The 19757-nt window shown below is 36.0% G+C and carries 18 protein-coding genes; 12 read left to right on the forward strand and 6 right to left on the reverse strand.

Annotated features, from left to right (window positions below):
- Window positions 1-14 precede the first annotated feature (14 nt).
- Entirely contained in the window at window positions 15-449 is a 435-nt protein-coding gene (locus tag BUA72_RS20460) for a hypothetical protein (RefSeq protein ID WP_047454306.1), read from the reverse strand.
- Window positions 450-627: 178 nt separating this feature from the next.
- Here BUA72_RS20460 and BUA72_RS20465 point away from each other — a divergent pair, with 178 nt between their 5' ends.
- The 7 genes from BUA72_RS20465 (at window position 628) to BUA72_RS20500 (ending at window position 8158) form a co-directional block, all read left to right on the forward strand.
- Window positions 628-1260, forward strand: coding sequence for a response regulator (locus BUA72_RS20465; protein WP_047454307.1), 633 nt, complete (start codon window positions 628-630; stop codon window positions 1258-1260).
- Between the two features lie 5 nt (window positions 1261-1265).
- Window positions 1266-2087: a hypothetical protein gene (locus BUA72_RS20470; protein WP_072924841.1), complete on the forward strand. Its 822-nt coding sequence runs from the start codon at window positions 1266-1268 to the stop codon at window positions 2085-2087.
- Window positions 2088-2803: 716 nt separating this feature from the next.
- A complete protein-coding gene (locus BUA72_RS20480; protein ID WP_228407929.1) occupies window positions 2804-3469 on the forward strand; it encodes a sensor histidine kinase in 666 nt (221 codons plus the stop codon).
- A gap of 133 nt (window positions 3470-3602) precedes the next feature.
- Window positions 3603-4085: a hypothetical protein gene (locus tag BUA72_RS20485; RefSeq protein WP_072924846.1), complete on the forward strand. Its 483-nt coding sequence runs from the start codon at window positions 3603-3605 to the stop codon at window positions 4083-4085.
- 8 nt (window positions 4086-4093) lie between these two features.
- On the forward strand, window positions 4094-5305 hold the full coding sequence (locus tag BUA72_RS20490; protein WP_072924848.1) for a hypothetical protein: 1212 nt from the start codon (window positions 4094-4096) through the stop codon (window positions 5303-5305).
- Window positions 5306-5495: 190 nt separating this feature from the next.
- A complete protein-coding gene (gene eno, locus BUA72_RS20495) occupies window positions 5496-6788 on the forward strand; it encodes a phosphopyruvate hydratase (protein WP_034725959.1) in 1293 nt (430 codons plus the stop codon).
- A gap of 83 nt (window positions 6789-6871) precedes the next feature.
- Complete coding sequence (locus BUA72_RS20500) at window positions 6872-8158, forward strand: citrate synthase (protein ID WP_034725958.1); 1287 nt, start codon at window positions 6872-6874, stop codon at window positions 8156-8158.
- 73 nt (window positions 8159-8231) lie between these two features.
- On the opposite strand, the gene BUA72_RS20505 is transcribed toward BUA72_RS20500, so the two are convergent.
- On the reverse strand, window positions 8232-8609 hold the full coding sequence (locus BUA72_RS20505; protein ID WP_139259654.1) for a hypothetical protein: 378 nt from the start codon (window positions 8607-8609) through the stop codon (window positions 8232-8234).
- Between the two features lie 278 nt (window positions 8610-8887).
- On the opposite strand from BUA72_RS20505, the gene BUA72_RS20510 reads away from it, so the two are divergent.
- Window positions 8888-9949: a helix-turn-helix domain-containing protein gene (locus tag BUA72_RS20510; protein ID WP_072924851.1), complete on the forward strand. Its 1062-nt coding sequence runs from the start codon at window positions 8888-8890 to the stop codon at window positions 9947-9949.
- Window positions 9950-10029: 80 nt separating this feature from the next.
- Entirely contained in the window at window positions 10030-12393 is a 2364-nt protein-coding gene (locus tag BUA72_RS20515; protein ID WP_083544261.1) for a TonB-dependent receptor, read from the forward strand.
- A gap of 44 nt (window positions 12394-12437) precedes the next feature.
- Here the strand turns inward: BUA72_RS20515 and BUA72_RS24535 are convergent, their stop codons facing one another.
- Both BUA72_RS24535 and BUA72_RS20520 read right to left on the reverse strand, forming a co-directional pair.
- Window positions 12438-12605, reverse strand: coding sequence for a hypothetical protein (locus BUA72_RS24535; RefSeq protein WP_153397679.1), 168 nt, complete (start codon window positions 12603-12605; stop codon window positions 12438-12440).
- A 238-nt stretch (window positions 12606-12843) separates the two neighbouring features.
- Window positions 12844-13338, reverse strand: a complete 495-nt coding sequence (locus tag BUA72_RS20520) for a hypothetical protein (RefSeq protein WP_072924852.1) — start codon at window positions 13336-13338, stop codon at window positions 12844-12846.
- 288 nt (window positions 13339-13626) lie between these two features.
- Between BUA72_RS20520 and BUA72_RS20525 the strand changes: the two genes are divergently transcribed.
- From BUA72_RS20525 to BUA72_RS20535, 3 genes are all read left to right on the forward strand, one after another.
- Window positions 13627-14541: a dimethylarginine dimethylaminohydrolase family protein gene (locus BUA72_RS20525; protein WP_047454323.1), complete on the forward strand. Its 915-nt coding sequence runs from the start codon at window positions 13627-13629 to the stop codon at window positions 14539-14541.
- Between the two features lie 86 nt (window positions 14542-14627).
- On the forward strand, window positions 14628-15551 hold the full coding sequence (gene ctlX / locus BUA72_RS20530) for a citrulline utilization hydrolase CtlX (RefSeq protein WP_072924854.1): 924 nt from the start codon (window positions 14628-14630) through the stop codon (window positions 15549-15551).
- Between the two features lie 136 nt (window positions 15552-15687).
- Entirely contained in the window at window positions 15688-17442 is a 1755-nt protein-coding gene (locus tag BUA72_RS20535; RefSeq protein ID WP_072925082.1) for a discoidin domain-containing protein, read from the forward strand.
- A 391-nt stretch (window positions 17443-17833) separates the two neighbouring features.
- Here BUA72_RS20535 and BUA72_RS20540 read toward each other — a convergent pair whose 3' ends face one another.
- Both BUA72_RS20540 and BUA72_RS20545 read right to left on the reverse strand, forming a co-directional pair.
- The gene (locus tag BUA72_RS20540; protein ID WP_139259655.1) at window positions 17834-18712 is read right to left on the reverse strand and encodes a hypothetical protein; all 879 of its coding nucleotides are present in this window, start codon (window positions 18710-18712) and stop codon (window positions 17834-17836) included.
- A gap of 123 nt (window positions 18713-18835) precedes the next feature.
- Complete coding sequence (locus tag BUA72_RS20545) at window positions 18836-19696, reverse strand: alpha/beta hydrolase (RefSeq protein WP_072924857.1); 861 nt, start codon at window positions 19694-19696, stop codon at window positions 18836-18838.
- Between the last annotated feature and the right edge of the window lie 61 nt (window positions 19697-19757).

The raw sequence follows: 19757 nt of genomic DNA on the forward strand, positions 1-19757 counted from the left end.
ATCCCAAAAAAGGATTAAATCTTCGTTCTCTTCAGTTCAATCACATTATTCCCTTGCTCAAGGTGCAAACTGTCGCCTTTAACCCTTGCGGTCATATCATCTTTCGTATAGATGGTTTCCCCATTCTTGGTTTCAGTTTTAGGAAGAGTAAATGTTTTTTTGTTACTGGTAATCGCAACTGTATTTTCTTTTGGATCATTTTTGAACACTACTTTTACCAATGTTCCGTCTGTGGCTTTGTACACGAAATCTGTTTTTTCAGTTTTCTGGCCATTCACTTCAATGGTGGAAGAACTTTCAGTTACAGAATCTATTTTTCCATTGTTATCCGTGACCACAGTTGTAGAACTGTCCATCTTGATCACGTTCTTGTTTCCGCTTTCATTTTTTTTACAGCTGGTTAATAATAATGCTACAGCTGAACCAGCTATTAAAAGACTTTTTCTCATGATATTTATTTTTTAATGTATGGGTAATGAATTGTTTTTCTATCGTAACAGAAATTTAAGTAAATTTAGTAGAAACAAAAAACAAACCAATAACCCTGAACTCAAGTCTCAAAATTACACAAAAGTGTAATTGATTCCGCCTTGTTTTCTTACGAAATTTGTCTTAAACAAAAAAACAATGAGGATTTCCATCGCCATAGTAGAAGACGAAAAGAACTACAACAATGCGTTGAAGAAAGTCATCAATTACCAGGATGACATGAAGGTGGCCGCCCAGTTCTTCGACGGGAATGACGCCCTGAAAAATCTCCCCGATATTTCTCCGGATGTGGTGATGATGGATATTCAGCTGCAGGATATGCTGGGAATTGAAATCATCGAGAAACTAAGGAAAAAAATGCCGGAAACACAGTTCATTATGTGTACCAGTTTCGAAGATGATGAAAAGATCTTCAATTCTTTAAAAGCTGGTGCTATGGGCTACCTTATTAAAGGAGAAAGTATGGATAAAATCCTGTCCTCTATCCGCGATGTCTACAATGGTGGCGCGCCAATGAGCCTGTCTATTGCCCGAAAAGTTTTGAGCCACTTCGAAAAAAAGCTTCCCGAAACCAAAGATTTTGATGATCTCACCGAACGCGAAAAAGAAATTCTTGAACTTCTTTCAAAAGGCCTTTTGTATAAGGAAATTGCCGACCAGAAGTTCATCAGCATCGACACCGTCAAAAAACACGTAGGAAACATCTACCGAAAACTGCATGTCAGTAATAAGGTAGAGGCGATAAATAAATTTAACAATTTTAAAAACTAGACATTATGAAGAATCCAGAAAAATTAAATTTGATTTTGGAATTAATCCAGAGTGAGTACGAAAATGAAAAACTTGATTTAGAGCAACTAAAAGTTATTATCGAGCTTTGTAAGACTTTTCAAGCTAAAGAGGAAGTGAATGTAAGACGTTATGACCAATATCAAGGTCTTTATAATAACACTAAAAATATCAGAAATTTTCAATTTTATGATATGGTTGATTTCAAATATCCAAAAGTGTCAGAACCTTTTCCCGAAAATTCTCCTTTACCAAAGGAATTTATGGGAGAATTTAAAGAAGAATTTCCAGATAGTTATGAAAAAACATCCCGTATTTTTTTGAATATTGCTGAAAAACTGTTTGAGAATAACAATGACAAAATAAGTGTTTATTTAGCACAAACAAGGTCGGAAATTATACTATGTATTAAAGTTAAAGATGAATACTATCAAATTAATGATGTCCCTGAACTAACGAAAATTGACTCTAACTGGATAAATAACTTCGCTGCATCACCAGGTTTAGGAGCAAGTTTAGATGAGTACTTACATAATAGAAGAAAAGATAAGCTGAAAAATACTAGAAAGTTTGAAATTACTAGAAATGTTTTTGAATATCTAAAAGATAAAAATTATGAGGCGATGATTTTATTCCCTGCTATCTGTATGGATAATGATACAAATAATCCATCGAAAGAAAGTTATAAGTATAGATATACTTATATGATAAGCTTTGGTGATGAAACTAGTGATTTTAATGATTTAAGAGAAGCTGTAATATTTGACAGAAATGGCCTTTGCCCTCCTCCGGATGATTCAAATTGCTAAATGAACTTCTTAGATTATTTATATTATGTAATTATAATACTATGTTTTATTGTTTCCATTGGTTTTAGAAATCTCTGGAAACAATTTTTTTGGCTATATTTTGGAATTACGATTCTTGTTGAGTTGCTCGTAACTTTGAAAGTAGATTTTATTACTTCACGGATTTATAATTATTTAGACATATTTTGTATTTGTTATTTTGGATATCTTTATTTCAGGGAAACGGATCATAGTAAAACCATTAAATTGATTACTGTCACGAGCTGTTTGGCAGGATCTTTTTTTATCATGATTTCTACTAAAAACTATTCTATTATTACTGGATTTCTTTATTCCATATTCTTAATTTTCATTTCTTTATTCTGGTTCTATATGAAAATATCAAATAAAAATAGAGAAGATAATATTTTGCATCTTAGTTTTTTTTGGTTTAGTAGTTCATTATTGCTTTGGGCCGTTTTTTATATTTTTAGAATGTTTCCCATGTACATTTTTGTTAAAACAGATATAGAATTTTCTTATATGCTAAAAATAACGTTCCAAATTATTACTGTTATTTCTTACTTTATTTTTGTCAAAGGTCTATTGTGTAAAAAATGAAAGAACTTCCATTTGAAATAAAATTTATTTATGTTACTGCATTTATCCTGATATTGGTTTTTGCAGTATTTATAATTTTTGTTGTACTAATGTATAATAAAAAACAGATTCTTTATTTGAAAGAAAAACAATTAAATATTGAACACCAAAACCAGCTCCTCCAAAAAGAACTCGAAAAACAAAAATCCATAGAACAGGAACGTGAACGTATTTCGCACGACATGCATGACGATCTTGGAGCCGGCATTTCAGCGTTAAAACTTCAGGCGGAATTCCTGAAACAGAAAGCAGAAAATGATGATCTCCAGAATGACCTGGACGAACTTCTGAAAACCTCCGAAGAAATGAATCTATCCATGAGGGAAATGCTTTGGAGCCTAAACTCTGGAAATGATACGGTGGGGAGCTTCATAGATTATGCTATTCAATATGCGGATAACTTTCTAAAAAAAACAAAGATCAAATTATGGTCAGAAAGCGAGGACATTATTTCAGATACTCCGATTTCTACAGAACTGAGGAGAAATATGTTTTTATGCTTAAAAGAATCTCTGAATAATGCTTACAAACACAGCCAGTCTAATCAGCTAAAGCTTTCATTTATTCAAAAGGATAACGAATTCATGATGAAGGTCTCTGATAATGGAATCGGAATTCATCATGAAAAAACCGAAGGAAACGGCCTCCGGAATATGAAGCGACGCATGCAGGAGCAAAACGGCGAATGTGAAATTCTATCCGAAGGCTCCGGAACAGAAGTTCTTTTTCGGATTTTACTGTAAAAAGAAAAAATATGTATAGAGACAGCATCACTGAAAAGTGGTGCTTTTTTGTTGTTATAATCACCCTTTTGTGTAATTGACATGACGTTTTCTTTAGCAGAACTTTGAGCTATAAACTAAAAACCTAATGACCATGAAAACTAAAAAAGACCAATTAGCAAAAATAATGAATACACAGGCTCAACTGCTTAATCTTAAAATTATGGAATTACAGACAAGTAGTGCTCTATCGACTGTACAGGATAATGACAACAGATATGTTGCTGTTAAAAATTTAAGACTGCCTGATGATGGATCCTCGGTTACAGTTTCAATCTATTTTGGGGGTGAAGGGCAGTTAGGAACTTCTACTTTTAAAGTGTTAAGGACCAACCAACCAAGCAAATCTATTAATGTATCCACAGATAATATTTTAATAGGGACATGTAATGAGCTGATCGGGAATGTCCTGAGTATAGAATCTATGATACAGGATATAAGTACAGAGAGTAATAAAACAATTCTGAATGTAAAGATCAGACAAGCAGGGAAAACTGTTTATCATGATACTCACACTTCTGAAGTTAAAAATGAAGGAGGAGTTTCATTTTATACACATCATATAACCTTTTATTAAAATGCATCATGAAAGCACTAAAATTGAGTTTTGTACTCATACTCATATTACTATCTCATTTTTATTCCGGACAGGAAGAAAAAGGGATTGATTTGGATGTACTAAGAGCACAAGCATCACCGGGAGCCAATCTTTTGGATATTGCTACTTCTGATATTGAAAAACCTACGGATCTGAAAAGCATCATGGTTTCTTTAAGGGAAGGAACAAGTAACTTTTCCAGTCTGCCAACCTCATTTGCGATTGATCTGGCTCCATTTAAACTGAATGGAAAGTACCAGGATGTAAGAACTGACACCAACTTTTTGACAACTTTTAAACAGACATTTGTGACTTCTCTTGCTTTTAAAGGGATAGCGGAAGATGAAAAACTGAATATAGAAGAAAAATCAAGGCTGGGTTTTGGGATAAAGTTTTCCATTAAAAGAGGAAAATTCAATGATGAGACTATGAATGCACTGGATAAAATTCATACAGTTCATCAATTCATAGAAGAGCAAAGAATTAGTACAGATGAGACTAATAAAGAATCGAAAAGGCTAGACAATATCAACAGAGTTCTTTTGCAGAAAAAAAAGCTTTTGGAAGATGCCAATCAGAGAGATACCCCGGAATATAAGGATTTAGAGAAAAGGGTTGAAGAAATCAGAGTTAAAAAAGAGACTTATTTAAAAGAACGTGATACCAAAGAAGAAGAGGAGAAAATACAGGAGATTACTAAAATAGCTCAGGATATTAAGTTAGAACGCTACGGTTATTTTCTCGATATGTCAATGGGAACCGTATTAGATTTTAGAAACAATAAATTTAATAATACACAAATTAGTAAGGTAGGGGCTTGGCTTACCGGTGGATATAATTCGGAAAAGAAATTCACCCTGATTTGTATGGCAAGATATTTATACAATCCGGAAACGCCATTAGCAAATCCCGAATTAAAAAAAGAAAACCTTCACACGTTTGATATGGGATCCAGACTTGTACTCAAACTGCTTGATGAAAGATTTCTTATGAGTGGGGAATGTATCTACAGAAGTATTTTAAATAAATCTGATTTTGAATCATCCTGGAAATACGTTCTTAATTTTGAATATGAGGTCGCTAAAAACCAAAGGCTTACCTTTTCGTTTGGACGAAATTTTGAGGGTGAATATGAGAAAAAGGGAAATCTCATCGTTGCATTGAATTTATTGGTAGGATTAGGTAAATTTAAATTATAAGATAAAGCCGTAATTAATTATATTTCTAGATTCTCCAAATCGTAAAAAAGTTTGGAGAATTTATGATTTATTACCAAATATTAAAGCCCTGTTTTTTTCATCAGGTTAGTTTTTTCATTAAATTTGTGATCAAGTATAATTATTAATAAAACAGCCTGAAGCATGTGCCGATGGTTTAAAACTAAACAATATGAGTGCAATTTCTTTCATAGAAGCGAGACAAATTTTGGATTCCAGAGGTAATCCTACCATTGAAGTAGATGTATTTACGGAAAGCGGAGCCATGGGACGCGCTGCAGTACCTTCAGGAGCATCTACAGGTGAACATGAAGCAGTGGAATTACGTGACGGCGGTTCAGATTATATGGGTAAAGGCGTCCTGAAAGCTGTTGAAAATGTAAAAGAAATTATTGCAGAAAACTTAATTGGACAACCGGTTTTTGAGCAGAACTTTATCGACCAGATCATGATTGATCTTGACGGAACTGCCAACAAAGGAAATCTGGGTGCTAATGCAATTTTAGGAGTTTCTCTGGCTGTAGCAAAAGCTGCTGCTGCTGAGCTAAGAATTCCTTTATACAAATATGTAGGAGGTGTTAATGCCAACACCCTTCCTGTTCCTATGATGAATGTAATTAACGGTGGATCTCACTCTGATGCGCCTATCGCATTCCAGGAATTCATGATCATGCCGGTAAAAGCAGAATCTTTCTCTGATTCATTGAGAAAAGGAACTGAAATTTTCCACAACCTGAAATCTATTCTTCATTCAAGAGGTCTTTCTACAGCAGTAGGGGACGAAGGAGGTTTTGCCCCTACATTCAAAGGAACTGAAGATGCTTTGGATACATTGCTTCAGGCGATCGAAAAAGCAGGTTATAAGCCTGGTGACGATATCATGCTGGCACTGGACTGTGCAGCTTCAGAATTCTATAAAGACGGAATCTACGATTACAGAAAATTCCAGACTCCGGATGCCGCTCAGTTCTCAAGCAGCGAGCAAGTGTCTTACCTTGCTGAATTAGCCGCTAAATACCCAATCATCTCTATCGAAGACGGTATGCAGGAAAACGACTGGGAAGGTTGGAAAATGCTTACCGATAAAATTGGTGACAGAGTACAGCTTGTAGGGGACGATTTATTCGTAACCAATGTAGAAAGACTGTCAAGAGGAGTAAAAGAAGGTATCGCTAACTCTATCCTTGTAAAAGTAAACCAAATTGGTTCTCTTACTGAAACAATGGATGCTGTACAAATGGCTCAGAACAACAAGTTCACTTCAGTAATGTCTCACAGATCAGGAGAAACTGAAGACGCTACAATTGCTGACCTTGCAGTGGCTATGAATTGCGGACAGATCAAAACAGGATCTGCTTCAAGATCAGACAGAATGGCGAAGTACAACCAGCTGTTGAGAATTGAAGAAGCATTGGGCGATACAGCTTATTTCCCTGGTTTAGATGCATTCAAAATTAAAAGATAATTGAATTTATAAATGACGGCAAGCGATAATTTTTGTTTGCCGTATTTTGTAATAAGTAGTATATTTAGAAAAAAAATAAATAAATGTCAGACAACAAAGTAATATTGAATTACGACGGTAATTCATATGAATATCCAATCGTGGATAGTACTATCGGAGACAGAGGAATTGATATTTCAAAATTAAGAGACCAGACAGGTTTAATCACTCTGGATTTAGGGTACAAGAACACTGGAGCTACTCTTAGCGACATCACTTACTTAGACGGAGATAAAGGAGAATTATTCTACAGAGGTTATCCAATCGAGCAGATTGCTGAGAAATCTAACTTCACAGAAGTAATGTATCTTTTATTACATGGTGAATTACCTACTCAGGACCAGTTCGGGACTTTCAACAACAACATTAAAAAATATAACTTTATAGCAGAGGAGATGAAAAAAATCATCGATGCTTTCCCTCGTTCTGCTCACCCAATGGGAGTTTTATCTTCTTTAACTTCCGCTTTGACCGCTTTCAATCCTAAAGCCGTTAACGTAAACTCTAAAGAAGAAATGGACCACGCTGCAGAATTGATGATTGCTAAGTTCTCTCACCTTTGCGCATGGACGTACAGAAAAACTCAGGGTCTTTCTCTTAACCACGGAGACAACAGCCTGAACTACGTAGAAAACTTCTACAAAATGGCTTTCAGATTACCAAACGAAGAATTCGAAGTAAACCCGGTAATTGTTGATGCTCTTGATAAATTATTAATCCTTCACGCTGACCACGAGCAAAACTGTTCTACTTCTACAGTAAGAATGGTAGGTTCTGCTCACACAGGTCTTTTCGCTTCTATTTCTGCGGGTGTTTCTGCACTTTGGGGTCCTCTTCACGGAGGCGCTAACCAGGCTGTAATTGAAATGCTTGAATTGATCGAAAAAGATGGTGGAGACGTTAACAAATGGGTAGCAAAAGCTAAAGATAAAAATGACAGCTTCCGTCTAATGGGCTTCGGACACAGAGTATACAAAAACTTTGACCCAAGAGCGAAAATCATTAAAAAAGCGGCTGACGATATCCTTAGTGCATTAGGAATCCAGGATAAAGCTCTTGATATTGCTATGCAGTTAGAAAGAGTAGCTCTTGAAGACGAGTACTTCGTAGAAAGAAAACTATATCCAAACGTAGATTTCTATTCAGGTATCATCTACAGAGCGTTAGGAATCCCTACAGAAATGTTCACGGTAATGTTTGCATTGGGAAGACTTCCGGGATGGATTTCTCAGTGGAAAGAAATGAGAATCAAAGGAGACCCTATCGGAAGACCAAGACAGGTTTACCAAGGTGCTCAAAAAAGAGATTACATCGATATTACAAACAGATAATCACTGTTTTTATCATAAATAAAATCCCAAAGCTTGCTTTGGGATTTTTTTATTTTACATTGTTGTTTTGAAATTAAATTTCCTGACTGATAAATACTAAAGTTCTTACCCCATAAATCATAATCATTGAAGCTTTGCCAGTTTCTACAAAATAGAATAATCTTTTACCAGTAGATAACTCAACTTCCCCTATGGTATACAGATCCGTTTTGCTTTTAAATTCTCCATACCATTTGTTTTTAGCATTGATCAAACTTCCAGATTCTATATTCCCCTTATTGTTGGTGATTAGTTTTCTTGTTGTTAAAATACTGTAATTGTCGGAATCAATAATAACTGAGCAAATAATCAGCTCTTCTTCCGCAAAATCAATTGGGAAGTTTTGAAATAATAATTTAGGATTGGAATCTGAATCATAAAACTGTGTCCACCTGAAATCGTTAAGTTTCATTTTTTTCCGTTTTATTGAAGCTATGCAGATATTGTAAAGGGATTGATCAGACTTTTTCATTGATTTAAGAATAGTCTAAAGTACAAAAATTTAAAGGGGAATCTTTTATCAGATTAAATGAATTCGGACACAATAATTTTATTAAATTTACTCCCATAAGTTGATAACCGTCAATAGGTTTCGGCTAAAGCAGGATGAATGATGTTTATTAATTAAACGGACTAAAGTCCGTTCCTATTGAAATGACCATCTTTACATCAAAATAAAAAACAAATACAATGACTTTCGGACAGCAGATGTTATTTTTCTTCAGTGCGGTAGGAGCCTTTAATGGGTTGCTGCTCGGGATCTATCTTCTGTTTGTCAAAAAGATCAAATACCTTCCGGATTTCTTCTTAGGCTTAATTTTACTGACTTTAAGTACCAGAGTAGGTATTTCAGTTGGGATGTACTTTTATCCGGATTTGCCGAGAATTATTCCACATCTTGGAATGTCAGCATTGTTTTTTACGGGCCCGGCTTTATATTATTATGTCAGATCATCATTTTTACGGGAAGAATTTGATTTAAAACAGTGCAGAACTTCTTTCGGTATTCTGACGTTGATCCTTGGAGCCGTTGGATTGGTATATTTATTCTTTCCGGTGACCTGGGACAGATATTTCGGAACCTTTATTTATACGGTTTGGTCAGTATTTGTACTGTTATCGGTGTACCAGTATTATATTTTTTCAAAACGGACGATTCAAAATTCCAATAAGTTTCTCCTTCCCGTGATGATCAGCAATGTGATTATTTTTCTGGCTTATCAATTAATTTCTACGGGATGGGTTCAGATTTACTGCGCAGGAGGCAGTCTTGTTTTCTCATTTGTGCTGTATGCTAATTTTTTAATTATATTCAGTAAAAAGAGTGATCAGGAGTCTGTAAAGGAAGCTCCAAAATATACCAATAAAAAGATTTCAGAAGAACTGGTGGACAGCTTTGTTTCAAAACTTGAACGACTGATGAATTCCGAAGAATTGTACAAAAATCCAAATCTGAAATTAAGTGATCTGGCTGCCAAAATGAATATGTCTGCCCATCAGCTTTCCCAACTGCTGAATGATAATCTCGGTAAAAGTTTCTCTACATACATTAATGAATACAGGATCAGCGAAGCTTGCGAAAAAATAGAAAACGGTTCTTTCCTGAAGATCGAAGAGATTGGTTATGAGGTTGGGTTTAATTCCAAGTCTACCTTCTTTTCCACATTCAAAAAAATCAAAAATACAACACCTCTTCTGTACAAACAGTCTCAAATCCCTTCTGAGGCCAGGTTACAGAGTTCAGAATTATAATTTCGTACTGCGGAATTTAAACTTCAAAACCTTATTTTTCCTTCATCCCGCTACTTTTGGTTTCATAAAATTTAGAATTTATGAAAATCAGATTATGGCTTTTCCTGCCGCTCTTATTTATTTTCTGTTTTGGAAAAGGTCAGGAAACAATTAAAGGAAAAGTTTTGGATTCAGAGACAAAAGCATCGGTTTTTCAGGCTGAAGTTTCTCAGTTTAACAAATCAGACCGGCGCATCATTCAAAAAGTTCTCACAGATTCCTTAGGCGTTTTTCAGTTGAACAACAGAGCAGATAACTCTTATATTGTCATTCAAAAAGACGGGTACGAAAACAAAGAATTGGATAAGACCGGAGATTTTTCTTTGATTGAATTGAAACCGGCAGTTGGAAATATTTCTGAAGTGGTGATCCGTTCAGTAGCCAGAAATATCAAGCTCAGTGATGGAAATATCGTGATGAGCGTTTCCGGAAATAAAGACTTTAAAACATCGGCTAATCTTCTTGAGGTTTTAAGAAAAACTCCCGGCGTTTCCATAGATCAGGAAGGGGGCATTTTTATTGGGGGAAGAATTGCACCTGCGATATTTATTGATGGAAAACCCGTAGCGATGAGCAGTCAGGAATTACAATCCTATCTTCGTTCATTGCCACCGGAAATGGTAGAGTCTCTAGAAGTGAACGCCAATCCCTCTTCAAAATATGACGCGGAATTCAAAGGCATTATCGATATTAGACTGAAAAAAAATGGAAATCTCGGCTGGAAAGGAAATTACAATGGAAATACTTATGCAAATAAGTTCAGCTACAGGGAAAACGCTTTAAATCTTTCCTACAATACAGAAAAAACAGCATACAGTCTGCAAGCCACCTACAATAATGGGATTTCCACCTATCGTTATAATGCACTACAGAAACTTGCCAATACCAATGTCATGAGAACCAATACGTATCAGGAAGATGAGGGAACCGTGTATGGTATTCAGACCGGAGCAGATTTCAGGATGAATGATAAAAACAGGCTGGGTATCAGCTTAAGAGGAAATTTCAGACAAAGTGACCGGTTCCGTTTAGGATCGCTTTATACGACTAACAGGGATGAATCACAGTTGATCTTTAATACCCAAAGTGAAAACCCGACGGAGTATTCTCAGGAAAATTATGGGATCACCGCTGATTATACATTTCAGAACAAAGGTTTTAAGCTGAACTTTTTAGGAAATTATCTTTCCGTTACAAATAAGCAGAATGATGATTTTATTAATAGAGATCAGCCTACCGCTCAACTTTTATCTTACTGGAAATCTGATTTGCTGAATAAGATTGACATTCAGACCGTGCAGATTGATGCTTCTCAAAAGATAGGTAATGCAGATCTTGAAGCGGGAATGAAATACAGCCGTTCAGATACAGATAACAATATCCGATATGATACGCTGTCTGTCAACAACCGTTTTGTCTTTGATCCGGAACGTAGCAATATGTTTTCATATAAAGAGAAAATTTGGGCCGGTTATGTATCTTACAGACAGAAATTCGGAAAGCTTCAGGTGAATGCAGGGCTGCGGTTTGAGAATACACAAAGTACTTCAGATGCTGTAACCAGAGATTCCATTGTGTCAAGAAATTATCTGGAATGGCTGCCGTCTTTCAGTACGTCTTATGCATTCAATAAATCTAATGAATTGTCTTTATCCTACAGCAGAAAAATGACAAGGCCTGTGTTTTCACAGTTGAATCCGTTCCGGGTTTATTTCAGTCCGCTGAATTATTGGATCGGGAATCCTTATCTGCAGCCTTCTTTCACCAGCCAGATCAAACTTACATACCGTTATAAGAATTGGGTGACCAGTTTTACTGCAGGAAAAGAGAAAGATGTGATGACCCGTTATCCGCTGTACAACCCGAAAACTAATGTTTTGGAATATCTGGGAACGAATCTTCCGTATCGGAAGTTTGCCTCAATAGAAACCAGTTTTCCCGTAAAACTGACGAAATGGTGGAATATCACCAGCCAGATCGCCGGATATTATAATGATGAATTCAGGCCGTATCTCGATGAGGTATTTGCCTTAAAAGTATATAATTATGAACTTCGCGTTAATCAGGTTTTTTCTTTGCCGAAAGGATATACAGTTAATCTCTTTGCCAATTATGAATCCAAAACCGGAAACAGTCTCTACATCATAAAGCCAAGATATACGGTGGATCTATCCTTGCAGAAATCATGGTTTAATAATACCCTGAATACAAAAATCAGCTACAACAATATTTTTGATTCTTACGATCAGCGACTGGAATTCAGGCATAAACAGATTATGGATAACCGTTTTACGCATTGGTGGGATAGCAGCCGTTTGATTCTTTCTGTGGGCTACAGTTTTGGAAGTTCTAAGTATCAGACTAAAGAAATCCAGAAAACAGAAGAAGAAAACAGGGCCAGGTAAAAAAAGAAAGCCTGCTTGTTTGATCAGGCAGGCTTTTATTCATTTTATGGACACATACATCTGTCACAAGTCCAGATATAGCATTTTCCTGTAACATCATCCCACTCGCAACATCTTCTGTTTCCTGGTGGAATAGCTCCTCCCATAACGGATTTCTGTTGCTCTCTTCCTAATTTTTGTGCGTTTTTCAGCACCGGATTTTTCTTGTTCATGATTTTGATTTTTTGGTGTTAATAATTAAAGTTTTAAAATGATAATTCCATTGAAATTATATCACTAAGATAGGAATTTATTTTATTGTATTTATATTTTTTTGCTTCTTATGTAGATGAAAAATAGTCGGTTGTAGATGAATTGGCAGTATGATTTTTTAGTGGGAATCATAAAAAAAACAAACTCTGCTTGCAAAAACAGAGTTTATTATTTTGTGCTGAATACTGATCGGCTCGCTTAAAGTGGTTTGAGAGTAATTTGATAGAGAACATGTGTACCTGAATAGATCGCCTTTAGACGTACCTTGGTACCCGACACCATTCTCTCTATTTCAGCTCCACTATTGGCAGCCAATATCTGTGCATTATTAAAGGTACACCCAAATGCAAGAGGAAGTCCACCTGTAGCATTCCACACCACCTTTAAATGAAACAATTCAAAGGTTTGCCCAGTATTCGGACTTGGAGCCGGAGCAGAAAGGTAAGCAACTGTTCCCCCGTTGGCAATATGCTTGCTTTCAAGAACAGGAGTTGTTTGGGTAGAACTGTTAGGAGGAGAAATAATGTGTTTATGACGGTCATAATCTGCTTCCACTTTTATAGATACAGGTGTAGGGTTAATGCGACCCGCTTCTCCAACATATTTAACACTAAACGAATTCTGTGCAAATAAACCGGTTACAGATACCACTGTCAATAAAACAGTTAATAAAAAGGTAAGATTTTTCTTCATAATAATAAGATTTAAAATTAATACTGCTAATGTAGCTGCAGCAGGAAAGTAAAACCAGTTATATTAAGTAAGTGCGTACACTTGAGCGGTAAGCGCGTACACTAAAATTATATGTGAGTATCGTATGGTGGTATTTTCTGTATTTCTTGTATTATGCGGATAAAATAACTGTAAATAAAACCTTCCTTAGAGTAACCGGAATATTGGATAAAATTATAAGGATAAAGCAATTCAAAAGTTTTCCAGATACAGACCTTTACCTATATTTGTAGTATTGCATAAATCTTTATGAGACTAAACATTAAAAACGAAACGGGCAGACTGAAATCAGTTGTTCTAGGTCAGCCTAATTCAATGGGAGGTGTTCCCACATTAGAAGAGAGCTATGACGCGAAGTCATATTACTCTATCGAACACAATATGTATCCGAAAGAGGAGGATATCATCAATGAAATGAATGCTTTCGAAGCAATACTAAAAAAATATGATGTGGAGGTTCTTCGCCCGAGCATTATCAAAGATTACAACCAGGTTTTTTCAAGAGATGTAGCTTTCGTGATTGACGATAAAATGATCATCTCAAACGTGATTGCAGACAGGGCTGACGAGCAGGAGGCCTACAAAAAAGTGTTTGAAAAAGTAGCCTGGAGAAAGATTATCAATCTTCCGGAAACGGCACACATCGAAGGAGGAGACGTTATTGTATGGGATGATTTCCTTTTTATAGGAACATGTTTCAGCGAAGATTACAGAAATTATAAAACAGCGAGAACCAACGAATACGCTATTGAAATTTTAAAAGAATATTTTCCGAAGAAAAGAATCATCGATCTTGAATTAAAGAAAAATGATAAAATTCCGTTCGAAGGAATTCTGCACCTGGACTGTACCTTCAATCCGGTAGGAAAAGATAAATGTCTTATTTATAAAAACGGATTTGTAGATGAAAGTGATTATCGCCTGATCATTGATATTTTCGGGGAAGAAAACTGTTTCCATCTCAATGACGAGGAAATGTTTGAAATGTTCCCGAATATTTTCTCCATTTCTCCTGACGTTGTGGTGTCAGATAAAACATTCACCAGAATGAACAATCACCTGAGAAACGAATGGGGCATGACCGTGGAAGAAATTCCTTACAGAGAAATCTCTAAAATGGGAGGCCTTTTACGTTGCTCTACAATGCCGTTGGTGAGAGAGTAGATTGATGTGAAAATTAGATGATTTGCTGATTCGGTAATTGCCAAATCTTTTAATCTTTCAATCTTTTAATTTTTAAATCTAAAATAATGCAAACAACAGATACAGTATTAATGATAGAGCCGATTGCATTCGGTTACAACGCTGAAACAGCGGAAAACAACTATTTTCAGGTAGAACAGAAAGGTTCTGATATTCAGTCTAAGGCTTTGGAGGAATTTAACACTTTTGTTGGAAAGCTGAGAAGCAAAGGAGTGAATGTGATCACTATAAAAGATACATTAGATCCTCACACACCGGATTCTATTTTCCCGAATAACTGGGTAAGTTTCCATAAAGACGGAAAAGTCGTTCTATATCCGATGTTCGCGTCCAACAGAAGAGTGGAAAGAAGAGAAGATATTCTTGAAACGATAAAAAGTCAGGGATTTGAACTGACAGAAGTTGATGACTGGTCTTTCCCGGAAACTCAGGGGCATTTCCTCGAAGGAACTGGAAGTATGATCTTCGACCATGACAAAAAAATTGCTTACGGTTCCGTTTCTTTAAGACTTGATGAAAAATTATTCAGAGAATTCTGTGAGAAATACGGATTTACACCGATTGTTTTTCATTCTTATCAGACTGTAGGAACGGAAAGACTTCCTATTTATCACACCAATGTTATGATGTGTGTGGCAGACCAATTTGTCGTGATCTGTTTAGACTGTATCGATGATGAACTGGAAAGAGAAAAGGTGATTGAAACCATCAAAAATTCAGGAAAAGAAATCATTGAAATTTCAGAAGAGCAAATGCAGCAATTTGCGGGAAATATGCTTCAGGTTCAGAATAAAGACGGACAGAAATTTCTGGTGATGAGCCAGACTGCCTATCAGTCTTTGACCTCTGAGCAGGTAGCCGCTATTGAAAAATACTGTGAGATCATTTACTCAGATCTGAATACGATTGAAGTGAATGGTGGAGGAAGCGCTAGATGTATGCTTGCTGAGGTTTTTCTTCCGAAAAAATAGTTGAACAAAATTCTATTAAAATATATTTCCGGCCCTGTCTCAGGGCCGGAATTTTTTTGACTCGTTTCATTTATTCAAATTGAGACAAAAGACAAAAAAGTTGCCTAAATTTGTTCATTAAGCAAAAATTATGAAGATGCAGCAGTATTTTTTAGCATTCGCTGTTCTGTTCGGGATGTTTGTGGGCGCCCAGCAGAAAACTTTCTGTAACCCGATTAACATCGATTATGGCTATACACCTTTCGAAGTTTTTTCAAAACAGGGGAAACACCGTGCGACAGCCGATCCTGTGATCGTTAATTTTAAAAATAAATTATTCCTGTTCTCCACCAATCAGGAAGGATACTGGTACAGCGATGATATGCTGGACTGGAAATTTGTCAAAAGAAAGTTTCTCAGAGACAATAAATACATCCATGATCTGAACGCTCCGGCAGTCTGGGCGATGAAAGATACACTCTATGTATATGGATCTACGTGGGAGCAGGACTTTCCGATCTGGAAAAGTACCAATCCTACCAAAGACGACTGGAAAATTGCTGTCGATACTTTAAAAGTAGGCGCATGGGATCCGGCTTTCCATTATGATGAAGATAAAAATAAATTATACCTGTATTGGGGATCCAGCAACGAATGGCCGTTACTGGGAACTGAAGTGAAAGTGAAAACCCTGCAGTCCGAAGGTTTTACAAAACCCATTATCAGGCTGAAGCCGGAAGATCACGGTTGGGAAAGATTCGGGGAATATAATGATAATGTTTTCCTTCAGCCCTTTGTGGAAGGAGCCTGGATGACAAAGCATAACGGAAAATATTATATGCAGTACGGTGCTCCGGCTACTGAATTCAGTGGGTATTCTGATGGGGTTTACGTCAGTAAAAATCCACTGGAAGGTTTCGAATACCAGCAGCACAATCCTTTTTCCTACAAACCCGGTGGTTTTGCGAGAGGAGCGGGACATGGAGCTACTTTCGAGGATAACTACAAAAACTGGTGGCATATCTCAACGATTTTTATTTCCACTAAAAATAATTTTGAAAGAAGACTGGGAATCTGGCCTGCCGGATTTGATAAGGATGATGTAATGTACACCAATACCGCTTATGGAGATTATCCAACCTTTCTTCCTCAGTTTGCCCAGGGAAAAGATTTCTCAAAAGGACTTTTTGCAGGATGGATGCTCTTAAATTACAATAAACCGGTTCAGGTTTCCTCTACGTTAGGTGGTTATCAGCCGAACCTGGCGGTAGATGAAGATATTAAAACCTATTGGAGTGCAAAAACAGGAAATTCTGGAGAATGGTTTCAAACAGACCTGGGAGAAGTTTCCACCATCAATGCCATTCAGATCAATTATGCCGATCAGGATGCTGAATTTATGGGTAAAACCCTGGGTAAAATGCATCAGTACAAAATCTACGGATCGAATGACGGTAAAAAATGGAATGTGATTGTTGATAAAAGCAAAAATACCAAAGATGTTCCCCACGATTATATAGAACTGGAAAAACCGGCACAGGCCAGATTCCTGAAAATGGAAAACCTGAAAATGCCTACCGGAAAATTTGCATTAAGCGGTTTCAGGGTATTTGGAAAAGGAGCAGGAGAAAAACCAAAGAAAGTGGAAGGATTTGTTCCTTTAAGATCAGAACCTAAAAAATTCGGTGAAAGAAGAAGCATCTGGATGAAGTGGCAGCAGAACCAGGATGCAGACGGATATGTAATCTATTGGGGGAAATCTCCGGATAAATTATACGGAAGCATCATGGTATACGGAAAGAACGAATATTTCTTCACCGGAGCCGACAGAGCGGATTCTTACTATTTCCAGATCGAAGCTTTCAACGCGAATGGAGTTTCAGAGAGAACGGAGGTTGCGAAATCGGAATAGGAGCAAAGAATAAAGAATAAAGAATACACTAGATTTGGAAAAGAAACTCAAACGCTAAAACTGAAAAAATAAAGATTAGAATTAATTTTTTTTTCTTTTGATAAGGTTTAGGATATTGATACATTGACAATGATTTCTGGATGGCTTCCTCTTTATTCAATAGCAGCGGGCTTCAGCCCGCTTACAAGATATACGCATTGATAAAGGCTTTAGCCAAAACTTTTCCATCAGGATTTTTCAATAATTAATATCTCAAATTTTAAGTAATATATTATACTTCACAAACTTAATAGAATGCCCTTAAAAAGTAATATGTTTTAAGGGCATTTTTTATGGAAAATTAAAATAGCATCTATAGTTTTTAGATCAGTTAAGTAGATAGCCGTTTATTTTATTGTTCATTGAATTTTTCAGTTAAAACCGTTTTATAATAGTCTTGACCGGGATCATTGATATGCTCGAGATAATCGTATTTTTTTTGAAAATAAAATCTTTGACAGCTTTTTGGAAGATATTGATTGATATTATCAGAATCGGTATGCTCAACAATTGGATAGTTTGGAAACTCGACTTGTAGCAACTCTTTATTTTTCGCTAATATTTCGATGACATTATACTGGTAAACACTATTGCAGCTGTACTGTGCAATATCAGATTCTATATATTTTTTATAGTAATAGCTTAGGCCTTGCTGGGTAAATGCTCTATCCTTCTGGGAATTCATGGAGGTAAGTACGGTATAAAGCCAATTGTATTTTATATGATTTTTTAATTTTTTGGTGGAACTCTTATCCTCAGGAGAAACAAGCACAGAAGACAATTTTACTTTTTTTAAAACATCCGAAAGGAATATTTCTGAAGTATTTTTTAATTCTCCGATATTCTTCTTGTTAGTCGCATTTAGATAGTCTCTCATTTTTCCGAAAGTTTCAACGTTCAGTTTTTCATTAAGATATTCATGGATGTCGGGCTGGTCTCCGGTATAAAAAATGGCATTGCCCTGTTTTAGGGTGATGATGAGCTTTTCCGTTGGTTCGAGGAATATAAGTATGGATCTGTTCAGATTTTGAGAGCCTGTAACTGATATTCTGTTTGCTATATTTGAAAACTCTTTTTTGTCCCCATCTTTTATCATCACTTCCTGTTTACCATTCCTTACCGTTAAAGATTCAGAGGTGCTATTACTGATGGTAAACTTTTGAGCGGTTAATGTTGAAAAACAAAAAAAGAGAATGTAAAATATCCCCTGAGTTAAAAATGAGTGCTTCATGTTTTTAGTATAAACCAATATGGAAATTTCAATATTTTGTTTAATCATTACACCTTTCAAACAATTATAATGGTTAAAAAAAGTCTGTAAATATAGAAATATAATTCATAACGGCGGGAGTTTTTATAGCGTGCCGGACTGTTTAAGAAAAGCAGCAATTCTATCAATCAAAAACCGATCATTAGGTGCTTTATCCCAATCCAGATGCCCACCATTAAATTCATAACTTTCATGCTGTACTTTATTTTCGGTAAAAACAGAATCCAGTCTTCTTTTTTGAGATAAAGGAATAATCTGATCTGTGTTTCCATAATAGGAGAGCGTAGGAGCAGAAGCAGAATTCACCCAGCTGATCGGGCTCGCAAAGGATGTTGGAGACATTCCGGAAACGACTGCTTTAGGATTCACCAGATAATTTTTAACGAATGAATAATCTGTATATTTTTCAAAACCGGGATCTGACAGATCGGAAGGTCCCACAATATTCACCACAGCTTTTACTCTTTTTTTAGCATCAAAATGGTAAGCATACAACATTGATAAATGAGCACCGGCACTGTTTCCAAGAAGTATGAACTTAGGATGATACTTCAGTTTTCCCTCGACATATTGGATTGCATTTTCAATATCATCCGTTTGGTTGGGAATCCCGGAACTGGTCGCGGTGGCCAGTCTGTAATTGAGATTAACGAAAATATAGTCCGGAAATTTTTTCATCATCGACAGCGTAAAGAAAGTCAGTTGTGATTTATCTCCACCACGCCAGCCTCCGCCATGAATGATCATAAAAACATCTTTCTTTTTTGAAGATTCCTGATGAGGTAGATAAAAGTCCAAAATCTGTTCGGAATCATTTCCGTAATGAACGTTTTCTTCTTTCTGGAAACTGATGTCTTTTCCCAACTTCACTGTTTTTTCTTTACAGCTGAAAATAAGAAGCACAATGGCCAGACGTTTCACCATATGGATCATATAATTTTTCATCTATGTAATAAAGGTTATGGATTAGACTTTTATGAATTTAAGATAAGAAATATAAACGATA

It is taken from the genome of Chryseobacterium sp. OV279 (assembly GCF_900128945.1).
Taxonomy (GTDB): Bacteria; Bacteroidota; Bacteroidia; order Flavobacteriales; family Weeksellaceae; genus Chryseobacterium.